Genomic DNA, 12,038 nt, shown 5'->3' with positions numbered 1-12,038 from the left:
TTGCGTCACCCGAAGACGAAGTCGTTGGGCGACAAGCTCGGCGCGCCGCGGACGAAGATGCTGTCCGCGCCCATGGTGATACGGACGCCGTCGGCGCTCGTCGTGAAACCGAGTTGTTCAAAGGCGATGTCGAAAGCGCTGAGATCGATATGGTCCGCGCCCGAGAGGAAGTCGGTAATCTCGTCGGCTCCAGACCCGGGCCCGAATACGAACCAGTCGGCGCCGGCTCCACCCGACAGCAAATCGTTGCCGCCGCCGCCGATAAGATGATCGGGACCGTCGCCGCCATAGAGCTTGTCCGCGCCGCCACCGACCGTCGCGGCCGACTCGCGGCCGTCGCCATAGAGCCAGTCATTGCCGTCGCCGCCCTCTAGCGTGTCCGCGCCGCCCCTGGCGCTGCACGTCATCACGTCGCCGTCGCCGATCAATATGTCGTTGCCCGCGCCGCCGGTCAGCCGGTCGCTGCCGCCCTTTCCGCTGCCGTACATATTCGTGGCATCGCCGATGAGCAGGTCGGCATCGTCGCCGCCGTCGAGCCGGTCGTTGGCACCCTGGCTGCTCAGCCATTCCTGGTCGCCGACCAGCCGGTCGGCGCCGGTGCCGCCGGAGAGCATGTCCGACTGCCAGCCGCCAATCAGTATGTCGGCACCTGCCTCGCCCCAAAGCAGGTCCTCGCCATTGCCCCCCGCAAGCATATCGTCGCCCGAATTGCCGGCGATATCGTCGTTGCCGCCGAGCCCGGCCAGTTCGTCGCTGCCCGCGCCGCCGATCATCATATTGGCAAGTGCGTTGCCATTGCCGGTGAAATCGGCAGCACCGCGACGGATCAGTGCCTCGACATTGCTGCCAAGCGTGTAGCTGCCGAGCGTCGTCTCGACGCGGTCGAATCCGGCGTCGGCAGCCTCGGTAACCCGGTCGCCGCCGTCGTCGACAAGGAAGATGTCGTCGCGCGCCGTGCCGAATAACGCGTCGGCCGTGGGCGTGGCGGGCAGGGGAAGCAGCGCGATATAGCCGGTCGCGCCGGGCGAAGCCTCGCCTTTGTCGACGGTCAGCGTTTCGCGAATCGTTCCGATGCCGCCGAGCCCGGGGAGCGAATCGCGGGTGGCGAACGTCGAGAGTTCGGACCGTATGATTTCGACCCCCTGAAAGGTAAGCCGCCCCTGCGAGGAGATCACCTTGGTGCGCGATCCGGCATCGGCGAAGCGCCCGCCGATCACGGTCACGATAGCGGTGTCGTCGAGCCAGAGCTGGTTCTGTTCGGAGATGCCGCCGCGCAGCACCGGGTTCAGGCCGACCGAGTCGATCAGCATTGCCTCGCCCCACAGCCGGTAGTTGCGGCCATTCTCCTCGCTGAGCGAGCGGACGATCAATGTGGCGCTCGATTTGAGGTCGTAACCCCCGTCGCTGTTGCCGCGCGCGATCGTGTCGATAAAGCGCACGTCATAGACGCCGCGCTCGCTCGCAAAGCCGTCGCCGTTGAAATAAGCGCCGGCGGTGCTCTGGATATTCTCCATGATCACTCGATTGAGCGTCACATTATGGACGGTGCCGTCGAGGTGGACGCCGGCCGGCAGGTCGTCGCCCGTTTGTCCGGCCATGTCCGCCGTGACATTGTCGATCACCACATCGTTGGTGTCGTACTGAATGCGGATCGCAGCCCTGGAGAAGCCTTTCACGTCGACATCGCGGATCGTGAGGCCGCTGATCGTCGCGGTGCCCGAGGGCGCGCTGGCATAATCCTCGAAGAAGCGGCGGACATTATTCGCATCAACGCCCTCGATATGGAGATTGCTGATATCGGCGGTAACGCGGAACGCGGTACCGACATTGTCGATCTTGAGGTCTCGAAATTCCAGATTGTCCGCGCCCGTGCCGAGTTTGAACAGCTCGTTGCCGGAGGCGTCGCCCGCCTGCCAGTCGGCGGGGCGCGAACCGGAGAAATGCGCAGCCATGGTGTTGCCACTGGAATCGATGCCGCGCACCACCACCGGCTGGCCCTCCGCCCCGCCGCGCGTGAGGCCGAGGATGCCGGTGACATTATAGCTGCCCTGATCGGCCAGCAGCAGAACCTCGCCCCCCGGACCCGCCCTTCCGATCAGTGTGTTGAGCGAGCCGATCGAGGCGGCATTGTCGATATCGCGACCACTTTTGTCTCCGGATCCGGCGGGCGAAATGTACAGGCTTGGCATGACGAACGACCCCTTGCTGTTGCGACGAGGTTAACCTCGTCGAATTCGTCATGCTGACTCCGCAGCGTGATTAAGCCAGCATAATCCTCGTCATCGGTGAGGTTATCGCGATGGGCCGTAGCGTATTTCTCCATAGATTGCGGGACTTGCTTCGTTTTGCGACATATCCCTAACGGCAGATTCACGCCGGCTCGGGAACTGCGAAGCGCAGTCCACGCATCATCGCGGCGGGAACGACGCTGCCATGATCCTCGTCTGCGTAGATGACATGTTCGACCTCGGTCAGTCCGGCTTCAGTCAGCGCCGTAGCGAATTCGGGAACGGCGTCGACCATGCGCGACGCGGTGACGACCGCCTGGACCTCGGCAAGCGACATCGCCATCCCGGCCGGGACCTTGGTTGGAAGGTCCTGCTCCTTGCCGCCGACGCCGATAAGGACGCGCGGCTGGCGGTCGAGCCTGGCGAGCTTGTCGGCAAAGGCTGGGAGGTGGCCGAGGATCGCGAAGCCGTCCCACCAGAGCGACGGACTGTTCGCGAGGAAGGTCGTAAACGCATCGGGCCGGTTGAGCAGCGCATAGGCGGTGAACAGCCCGCCGAGCGAGTGACCGAAGAGGATGCGGTCGGTCGCCGACGCTTCAGCATAACGACGGCCGATTTCGGGCACGAGCGTGTCGGCGAGGAAGGCGAGGAAGGCGTCGGCACCGCCGTCCTGATCGCCGATGAAGCTGGTCATGCCGCCTAGCGCTTCGCGCCCGGCGTCGCTGAGCGGCGGCGTGAGGTCGGCGGTGCGCAGCTTGGCGAATTCGGCGAAACCGACGCCATAGCCGATGCCGACGACCATCGCGGTCGGAAGCATCCCCATCGTTCCGCGCAGCCGCGCGACCTCGGCCGCGAGCGCGAAGCCGATGTCGGCGTCGAGCACATAGAGCACCGGGATGCTGGCGCCTTCGGGCACATGCGCGGCGCGCGAGACACTGATCTTGAAGCTGCCGTTGCCGCTCGGGTGTGGCAATTCGAACTGGTGGACGGGGGCTTGGAGGGAAAAGCTCATGCGAGGTCCTTCTGCTTGAGTGCGTGATTAGGGGCGGGCTTCGCGCAGCGCGCGATAGACATATTCCTGCGCGACGACCTCAGGTGGGCGCATGTCGGTGCGGAGGCGCTGGCGGTGGGTCATGCCGATGCAGAGGATGTCGTGCTCGGGATCGATCCAGAACCAGGTGCCGAAGGCGCCGCCCCATTCATAGGTGCCCTTGCCGACCGGCCGACCCGCGCGCGCGGGATCGAGGCACACCATGCCGTTCATGCCATGACCATTGCCCTGGCCGATCGTGTAGTGAAGGATCGGGAAGCATTGTTCGAGCAGGTCGTCGGGCAGGTGGTTGGCGAAGAGCAGGTCGACGCTCGCGGGCTTCAGGATTTCGACATCGCCCAGCGTCCCGCGTCCGAGCAACATGCGCGCGAAGCGCGCGAAGTCGCCCGCGGTCGATTTGAACGAGGTGCCGCCCATCGGAAAGATCGATTCCATCCGTTCGGCGGTCGTCGCCGGACGAAGGCGGCCGGTTTCGGGATCGAGGACATACCCGCGCACAAGGCGGCGCGTCTGGTCGTAATCGAGGACGAAGCCCGTGTCGGTCATGCCGAGCGGGTCGAAAAGCCGCTTCTTAAGGAACAGGTCGTAGCGCTCGCCCGCGATTCGCTCGACGATTTCGGCCTGCAGGTCGGTGGCGACGCTATATTCCCACGCGGTGCCGGGTTCGTAATCGAGCGGCTGCGACGCGTAGCGGCCGATGAGTTCGGTGAGCGAACGCGCGTCGACCCATGACAGCTTCTGGACCTTCTCCATCATCTCTTCGATCGTCTTGCCGAAGCTGAAGCCCGCGCTGTGCGTGAAGAGCTCGCGGATCGTCGGCGGGCGCGTCGCCTTGCTGCCCGGCAGTGCGGCGATGCCTTTGAATTCGGGAAGATAGTCGGCGACGCTATCGTCGAACTGCCATTTGCCCTCTTCATAAAGGAGCAGCATCGCGACCGCGGCGAGGGGCTTGCTCATCGAAAAGAGGGTGAAGATCGAGTCGGCGTGGAGCGGGAGCTTGCTTTCGCGGTCGGCGAGCCCGGTGACGTGGCTGTGTACGATCCGGTCGCCGCGCGCAAGCAGCAGGACGTGCCCCGGCAGCTCGCCGTTCGCGACCATCGAGTCGTAATAGGCATCGAGTTCGGCGAGCACGCCCGCCGAGAAACCCGCCTCGCTGGCGGCCGCCGACGCGAATTGAAAAGCCGTCATTCTGTTTCTCCCGGTCCCATGGGGCTGCGGCCGACTCGGAGAGTTTCACCTCCTTTTGGCTATCGTTAGTTTCACATAAGGAAAGTACGGAAAGAGATTTCGGTCAACCCCATTTGTTCAAGCCGTCGAGAGGGTGGGGACAATATAGGCTCTATTGAAGGGGAAAGGCAGCATGTGTGACGCGAGCGTGTGTCCGGGCGGCTGCACGCGGGATCGCTCCGACGAAATCAAGGATTGACAGGTTGAGGAAAATGAGTTTCCAATTAGGAAATAAGGAAAGCGCCGAATGGCGGCGCCGGGATTGGGGACGGATTATGGCAAATCGGACGATGATGGCGCTCCTTCTGACCGCAGCGGCGACGCCGACGGCGGCATGGGCGCAAAGCACGGTGCCGGCGGACGAGGCGGCCGAGCAAAGCGGCGATATCATCGTCACCGCGAACAAGCGCGCCGAACGCCAGCTCGACGTGCCGAGCGCCATCACCGCCTTTCGCGGGAGCGACCTGCTCGACGATGGCTATACCAGCCTCAAGGACTATCTCGCGCTGACCCCCGGCGTTCAGGTCAGCCAGGCGGGCGGCGGCGGCACTCCGATCATCCGCGGGCTCACCACCGGCACCAACCTTGGTGCGATCGTCGGGATCGTCGTCGACGGCGCACCGGTCGGCCCGAGTTCGTCGTTCAACCTCGGCGGCGCCAATTCGACCGACCTCGATCCGATCGACCTCGAACGCGTCGAAGTGCTTAAGGGGCCGCAGGGAACGCTGTACGGCGCCAACACGCTCGGCGGTCTGATCTCCTACACCTTCGCGCGTCCCGACCTGTCGTCGGTCACCGCGATCGCGCGCGCCGAGGTCAGCGGCACCGAACATGGCGGCACCAGTTTTTCGGTCCGTGGCGCGGTCAGCGCGCCGATCGTTCGCGACAAGTTCGGGGTGCGGGTATCGGGCTATATCGACCGGCCCGCGGGCTTCGTCGACAATGACGTCGCGGGCGTCAATGATTTCAACAAGGCGCGCAACTGGGGCGTCAACGGTTCGCTTCGCTTCGAACCGACCGCCGGCCTCAGCATCAATATCGTCGGCTTCCACCAGCGCGTGAACCAGCTCGGCCAGGACTATGTCATCTATGGCGCGGACCGCCAGCCGGTGACCGATCTCCATTACGACCAGCAGCTTTATAACAAATATCGCAAGACGTCGGACGTGCTGATCGGCACCGTCGACTATGATCTGGGGTTCGGCAATCTGACCTCGGTCAGCAGCTATCAGAAGATCGATAGCTACATCGTTTTGAACGCGCTGACCTTCACCGCGCAGCTGCCCTTCTTTACCCTGTTCGGCGGCGTCCCGGTGCCGCCCGGCACCGCGGCGGGCGCTGACGCGAAGGGGCCGATCAAGAAATTTTCGCAGGAACTGCGGCTGGCTTCCTCGGGTGACGGGCCGCTGCAATATGTCGTCGGCGCCTTCTACACATATGAAAAGGCGCGGACCTCGACGAATGTCGTTGGCTTCGACGCCGACTTCAATGAGGTTTCGACGCTCGATCCGGCGATCGGGTTCGGGGTAAACGACACGTACAAGGAGATCGCGGGGTTCGGCAATCTGACCTACAAGTTCAGCGACGCCTTCGACCTGACCGGGGGCTTGCGCATCGGGCGGATCAAGCAGTCGTACAACCAAACCTTCTACGGCAGCGATTCCACCGCCTTCAACACCTTCCTCGCCCTGCAGGGCCTGACGCCCGTACCCGCCGATACCGGGACGACGCGCGGCGAGGAGACGGTGAAGACCTATCTCGCGACGGCGCGCTATCATTTCTCGCCCGACGGGATGATCTATGCGCGCTATGCGACGGGGTTCCGCCCGGGCGGGCCCAACTTCACCGTGCCCGGCCTCCCGCCGAGCTTCCAGGCCGATTCGACCGAGAATTTCGAAGGCGGCGTGAAGACCAAATTCTGGGGCGGCAAGGGCACGATCGACATTTCGGGCTTTTACATGCGCTGGAAGGATATCCTGATCCAGGTCAGCAGCGGCGGGCTCAACGCCTATACCAATGGCGGCAATGCGCGCGTCTATGGCGTCGAAGGCGCGCTGACGTTGCAACCCGTCGAGGGGCTGACGCTGGCGGGCACACTGTCGTACAATGATGCAAAGATCACCAGCATCGACCCGCTGGCGGCCGCATCGATCGGCGTCGGCGATCCGCTGCCGAACAATCCCAAGTGGAGCGGCTCGCTGGCTCTCGACTACCGCACCCCGGTTTCGGGCGAGTGGCAGGCGGTGGTCGGCGCCACCGCGAAATTCGTCGGCGAGCGTCACTCGGCGCTGCGGTCGAGCCTGCTCAACCCCGACTATATTCTCCCGAATTATGCGCTGTTCGACCTGCGCGCCGGCGTCGAGAGCGACAGGGTCGATATCGGCCTGTTCGTCCGCAACCTGACCGACAAGCGCGCGCAGCTCAGCGCGACGACCGCCAGCGGGATCAACGAAGTCCTGATCCAGCGTCCGCGGACGTTCGGGGCGTCGGTGACCTTCAAATATTGACCAAGGGCCCAGCGCGATGGATTCGCCTTTCTTCTTGCACAGGCAGGCCGTCCCTGGCCATGTCGGGCAACGCTGCGGCGATGCCGCACGCGCGCATCGGTCCTTGATTCGGACGGTGCGGACAGGGCAGGGGTTTTTAGGGTACGATGCGCGAGAAGACGGGACGCAAAGAGGAACTGGCAACCAGCCGCTTGCGGGTGGGGGCGGCGATCCGCGCGCGGCGGCTCGCAGCGGGGCTTTCGCTCGCCGAGCTCGCCGACCGCATCGGCGTTGCGCTGTCGACCATGTCGAAAATCGAGAATGGCAAGATTTCGACGAGCTTCGAGCGGCTCGACAGCGTCAGCCGCGCGCTGCAGGCCGACCTCACCGAGTTCCTGGGCAGTGCGGCGCCGATGGCGATCGCGATGCAGCCGTCGTCGGTCTATGGCATGCGGCGCAGCGTCACGCGGCCCGAGGACGGAACGATGGTCGACGCCGGATCCTATCTCGAATGGTTCCACGCGTCGGACATGCTTCAGAAGCGCTTCCAGCCGGTGGTCGCCGAACTGCTGATCGAGGATGTGGCCCAATATGGCCCCTTCACCCAGCACAGCGGCGAGGAATTCAACTATGTCCTCGAGGGCGAGATGGAATTCCACACCGAAATCTACGCGCCGGTTCGGCTCACCGCGGGATCGAGCATCTATTTCGATGCCGAGATGAAGCATGCGCATGTGAAGGTCGGGAGCGGAACCTGCCGCATCCTCGCGATCCTGTGTCCGCGCATGGAGCCGCTGGGTGCGCCCGCGGCCGACCGCCGGTCGATGCGCGTCGTCGATGCCGACGGCGAGACGCTGGAATCGGTGCACGGCAAATAGCCGCAGTCGATGCGGGCGGGGGCCTCTGAATGGCCTCGCTCGAAAAAGCTTTCAACATCGCCGACATGCAAGCGCTCGCCGCCCGCGCGCTGCCATTGCCGATCCGCGAATATCTGGAAGGCGGCGCCGACGACGAGTGGACGCTCGCGCGCAACCGCGCGGCGTTCGACGATTGGGTGCTGGCGCAGCGCACTTTGGTCGATGTGAGCACGGTCGATCCGAGCACGACCATGCTCGGTTTCCGGAGCGCGATGCCGTTGATGCTGTCGCCGACCGGCATGTCGCAGCTTTTCCATGCCGCCGGCGAGCCTGCGGTCGCGCGCGCGGCGGCGGCGGCTGGCGTGCCCTATGGGCTGTCGACGATGGCGACGACCTCGATCGAGGCGATCGCGGCAACCGGAGCCAGCCGCTATTTCCAGCTCTATCTGTTTCGCGACCGCGGGCTGACGAAGGCGCTGCTCGAACGTGCGGCGGCGAACGGCTATGGCGCGCTCTGCCTGACCGTCGACACTGCGATGGCGGGTAACCGCGAGCGCGACCTCAAGAGCGGCATGATCATGCCACCGCGGTTCACGCTCGGCAGCCTGATGAGCTTTGCGGCGCATCCGCGCTGGTCGCTAGGCGCGCTCAAGAACCGGTCCTTCCAGCTTGCCAATGTCGTCGATCATGTCGGCGATATCGGCAGCGAGGGCACGAGCGTCATCGACTATGTCAACGCGCAGTTCGACCGGTCGGCGACATGGAAGGATCTCGAATGGCTGCGCGCGCAGTGGTCCGGCAAGCTCGTGATCAAGGGCGCGATCCTGCCCGGCGATTGCGCGAATGCCGTCGCGTGCGGCGTCGACGCGGTGATGGTGTCGAACCATGGCGGCCGCCAGCTTGATACCGCGGGCGCGCCGCTCGACTATCTGCCCGCAATCCGCGACCGCATCGGGACCGGCGCCGAACTGATTGTCGACGGCGGGATCCGGCGCGGTACCGATGTGCTGAAGGCGATCGCGCTCGGCGCCGACGGCTGCTCGATTGGCCGACCCTATCTCTATGGGCTAGCGGCGGGCGGCGAGGCCGGCGTCGCGCGCGTGCTGTCGATATTCCGAACCGAGATCGAACGCGACATGGGGCTGATGGGACGGACGCGGATTGCCGACGTCACCGCCGCCGACGTCGATCATCTCTCCACCTTCCGGTCGAAGCCGGACAAGCCGGTGCCGAGCCGTTTGGCGAAGCGCCGGACCGCGAATAGCTGACAAGGAATTTTCATGACGAGCTGGACGAGTATCGAAATCGCGACGGGCGCGGAGGCCGCGCCGACGCTGGTTTTTGCGAGCGGCGAGACATTGTTCGCTCCCGACGCGCTCCGCGACCGCGCAACCTCGCTCGTCGGGTCCGCCGGCTTTGATGCGAAGCCCGGCCGCTGGCTCGATCTGGTCGGCGAAGCGGGCGAGCGCCTGATCGTCATCGCGGTGGCCGGCGACGATAACGCGGATCGTTGGCGGAGCGCCGGAGGCCATGTCGTCGACGCGATCCGCGCGCTGCAATTGAAGGCCGCGCGGCTGCCCGCCGCCGCCGACCTTGGCATCGGCGATGCGCTCGACGACCTGCTCGAAGGTGTACTGCTCCACGGCTACCGCCTCGATCAGGGGCGCCGCGACCCGGTGCCCGGCCAGTTCGCGTCGACGCTGCTGATCGCGGAGGAGGACAGCGGGCTTGCCGATCGCGCGCGGCTGCGCGCCGATCCCGTCAATCGCGCACGAGCATGGGTCGAGCAGCCCGCCAATCTGCTGACGCCTGCGGTCTTCGCCGACGAAGCCGAAGCCGCGCTCGCGCCGCTCGGCGTGACGGTTCGCCAACTGGGACCGGCCGAACTCGAAACGCTCGGCGCGGGCGGGATTCTCGCGGTCGCGGCGGGGAGCGAAAACGAGCCGCGCCTGACGATCGCCGAATGGCGCGGCGCGCCTGAAAGTGAGAGCTGGGACGCCGCATTCGTCGGCAAGGGGCTGACCTTCGATGCGGGCGGGCTCAACCTCAAACCGCGCCCCGGCATCGCTAAGATGAAATTCGACATGGGCGGCGGCGCGGCTGTGCTCGGTGCGATCGAGCGGCTCGCGCTGCGGAAGGCGCCGGTGAACATCGTCGCGATCGTGCCGATGTGCGAGAATAATATCGACGGCAAATCCTATCGCCCCGGCGACGTCATTACCTCGCTCGCGGGCCTCACCATCGACGTGCAGGACACCGATGCGGAGGGGCGCATCGTCCTCGCCGACGGGGTGACATACGCGATCAACGAATATGATCCGGCGGTCATCGTCGACGTCGCGACGCTGACGGGCATGATCATGGGCGTGCTGCACGAGGATTTCGCGGGGCTGTTCACGAGCGACGATGCGCTTGCCGCAAGCCTGACCGAGGCGGGCGCGGCGGCACACGAACCATTATGGCGGCTGCCGCTCGTCGCCTCGATGGATTATCTCGTCGAATCGCCCGTCGCCGATGTGTCGAACCTCGGCGCGCCGGGCTGGTTCGGGATGGGCACCGGCTCGCCCGTAGCGGGCGCGAAGTTCATCGAGAAATTCGCCAAGGGCCGCCGCTGGGCGCATCTCGACATCGCTGGCACCGGCTGGGCCTCGCGGCGGAGTTCGCGGTGCGGTCCGGGCGCGACGGGTTTCGGTGTCGCGCTGCTCGACCGCTGGGCCGATCTGGCGACGGAGCGATGACCGCGACCGTCCCGACACGGTCACGATTGCCTTTCGGGACGATCCTGCTGTTCGTTCTGCCCGCGCTGCTCGTCGGCTTCATGCACGGGCCAGAGATGCAGATCCAGGGTATCTACGCCAAATATGCCGGGCTCGCCTTGTCGGCGCTGGCGGCGGCGACCCTGCTCACGCGCGCATTCGACGCGGTCACCTATCCGCTCATTGGCTATTTGTCCGACCTGACCTATGCGCGGACGGGCACGCGCAAGCCGTGGGTGGCGGGCGGCGCGCTCTTTTCGGCCTTCGGTGTATGGTTTCTCTAACAGCCCCCCGCCGATGCGGGGATCGTCTATTATGGCGTCTGGACCGCGGTCACCTATCTGGGATGGAAGGTTGCCGAAATCCCCTATCAGGCATGGAGCTATGCGCTCACCCGCGACTATGAGGATCGTGCGCGGCTGCAGGCGTGGCGCGCGATGGCGCAGCTGCTCGGCGGTATGATCTTCTTCGCGACGCCCGCGCTTGCCAAGGCGCTCGGGACAACGCAGTCGGGCGATCTGGGTTTTCCGGCGTTGGGCGTAACGGCGGTTCTGTGCGCCGTTCTGGTACCGCTCACGGCCATCCTCGTCGTGTGGCGCGTGCCCGAAGGCGAGGCGCTTCCGCCGACATCCGAAGAACGGAAGAATTACGGCGTTGCGCGAACCTTCCGCGCGGTGCTCGATAACCGGCCGATGATGTGGCTGATCGGCGCGATGCTGCCGGTCGCGACCCTCACCGGCATCGCCACGGGGGTGATGTTTCTCTTCCTCGACGTCTATCTGCGGCTGGGCGAGTCCTATCCGACGATCCTGCTCGCGTCGGCGCCGATGGCGCTGATCGGCGTCCCGCTCTGGGGCTTCCTCGCGGTCAAGTTCGAACGCCACAAGGTCGTGTCCATCTCGCTCATCCTCGGCGCGATTTCCTATCTCGGCCTGTCCTTCGTCGCGCCGGGCCCCGGCGCCGCGACGCTGGTGCTGATCTTCTATCCACTGACGATCCTCGCGCTTCTCGGCATCGTCGTTCTTTTCCCGATGATCGGCGATATCGCCGACTATGGCCGGCTCCAGTCGGGCGAAGATCTGTCGGGTCTGTACACGGCGGTGTTCAACTTCGTGCAGGTATCGCTACGCACCGTGTCGAGTGCCGCCGGTATCGCGGTGGTCGGCTGGATGGGCTTCGATGCGACCGCGGCGACGCAGGGTTCCGATGGCGCGTTTGCTATCCGGCTGACCGCGGTCATCCTTCCTGCGATCGGGCTTGGCTTCGCGGGCGCGCTCTTCTGGGCCTTCCCGCTGACCCGCGCCCGCGTCGCCGAGGTAAACCTGCAACTGGCGGCGCAGCGCGAATCTGGTCGGGACAACGAAGGTCGTTCAGCTAACGCGTAGCTTTGTGACTGAGAAGTCACTGCAAACTGGCGGTCGCATTTTGAAAGA

7 protein-coding genes and 1 pseudogene are annotated in these 12,038 nt (G+C 65.2%); 5 read left to right on the top strand and 3 right to left on the bottom strand.

Going from position 1 to position 12,038, the window contains the following annotated elements:
* Positions 1-5: 5 nt before the first annotated feature.
* From GGC65_RS03990 to GGC65_RS03980, 3 genes are all read right to left on the bottom strand, one after another.
* A complete protein-coding gene (locus tag GGC65_RS03990; RefSeq protein WP_192645981.1) occupies positions 6-2,189 on the bottom strand; it encodes a calcium-binding protein in 2,184 nt (727 codons plus the stop codon).
* A 181-nt stretch (positions 2,190-2,370) separates the two neighbouring features.
* Positions 2,371-3,240 carry an alpha/beta hydrolase gene (locus GGC65_RS03985; RefSeq protein WP_192645980.1) on the bottom strand — a complete coding sequence of 290 codons (870 nt, stop codon included), beginning with the start codon at positions 3,238-3,240 and terminating at the stop codon, positions 2,371-2,373.
* A gap of 27 nt (positions 3,241-3,267) precedes the next feature.
* Complete coding sequence (locus GGC65_RS03980; RefSeq protein WP_192645979.1) at positions 3,268-4,467, bottom strand: serine hydrolase domain-containing protein; 1,200 nt, start codon at positions 4,465-4,467, stop codon at positions 3,268-3,270.
* A gap of 314 nt (positions 4,468-4,781) precedes the next feature.
* Here GGC65_RS03980 and GGC65_RS03975 point away from each other — a divergent pair, with 314 nt between their 5' ends.
* From GGC65_RS03975 to GGC65_RS03950, 5 genes and pseudogenes are all read left to right on the top strand, one after another.
* Positions 4,782-7,013, top strand: coding sequence for a TonB-dependent receptor (locus tag GGC65_RS03975; RefSeq protein ID WP_192645978.1), 2,232 nt, complete (start codon positions 4,782-4,784; stop codon positions 7,011-7,013).
* Between the two features lie 146 nt (positions 7,014-7,159).
* Positions 7,160-7,870, top strand: coding sequence for a helix-turn-helix domain-containing protein (locus tag GGC65_RS03970; RefSeq protein ID WP_192645977.1), 711 nt, complete (start codon positions 7,160-7,162; stop codon positions 7,868-7,870).
* Between the two features lie 29 nt (positions 7,871-7,899).
* Complete coding sequence (locus tag GGC65_RS03965) at positions 7,900-9,117, top strand: alpha-hydroxy acid oxidase (RefSeq protein WP_192645976.1); 1,218 nt, start codon at positions 7,900-7,902, stop codon at positions 9,115-9,117.
* A gap of 12 nt (positions 9,118-9,129) precedes the next feature.
* Entirely contained in the window at positions 9,130-10,587 is a 1,458-nt protein-coding gene (locus tag GGC65_RS03960) for a leucyl aminopeptidase family protein (protein WP_192645975.1), read from the top strand.
* Positions 10,584-11,990, top strand: a pseudogene (locus tag GGC65_RS03950) (MFS transporter). Before GGC65_RS03960 ends, GGC65_RS03950 begins: the two are co-directional and overlap by 4 nt.
* Positions 11,991-12,038 lie beyond the last annotated feature (48 nt).

It is taken from the genome of Sphingopyxis sp. OAS728, from assembly GCF_014873485.1.
Taxonomy (GTDB): Bacteria; Pseudomonadota; Alphaproteobacteria; order Sphingomonadales; family Sphingomonadaceae; genus Sphingopyxis.
The sequence above is the reverse complement of the archived record's forward strand: the minus strand, read 5'-3'. Positions and strand labels throughout refer to the sequence as shown.

What these genes read in the sequence shown, in the direction of transcription:
- GGC65_RS03990 (WP_192645981.1), bottom strand. Translation starts at nt 2,189, where the DNA reads ATGCCAAGCCTGTACATTTCGCCCGCCGGATCCGGAGACAAAAGTGGT.
- GGC65_RS03985 (WP_192645980.1), bottom strand. Translation starts at nt 3,240, where the DNA reads ATGAGCTTTTCCCTCCAAGCCCCCGTCCACCAGTTCGAATTGCCACAC.
- GGC65_RS03980 (WP_192645979.1), bottom strand. Translation starts at nt 4,467, where the DNA reads ATGACGGCTTTTCAATTCGCGTCGGCGGCCGCCAGCGAGGCGGGTTTC.
- GGC65_RS03975 (WP_192645978.1), top strand. Translation starts at nt 4,782, where the DNA reads ATGGCAAATCGGACGATGATGGCGCTCCTTCTGACCGCAGCGGCGACG.
- GGC65_RS03970 (WP_192645977.1), top strand. Translation starts at nt 7,160, where the DNA reads ATGCGCGAGAAGACGGGACGCAAAGAGGAACTGGCAACCAGCCGCTTG.
- GGC65_RS03965 (WP_192645976.1), top strand. Translation starts at nt 7,900, where the DNA reads ATGGCCTCGCTCGAAAAAGCTTTCAACATCGCCGACATGCAAGCGCTC.
- GGC65_RS03960 (WP_192645975.1), top strand. Translation starts at nt 9,130, where the DNA reads ATGACGAGCTGGACGAGTATCGAAATCGCGACGGGCGCGGAGGCCGCG.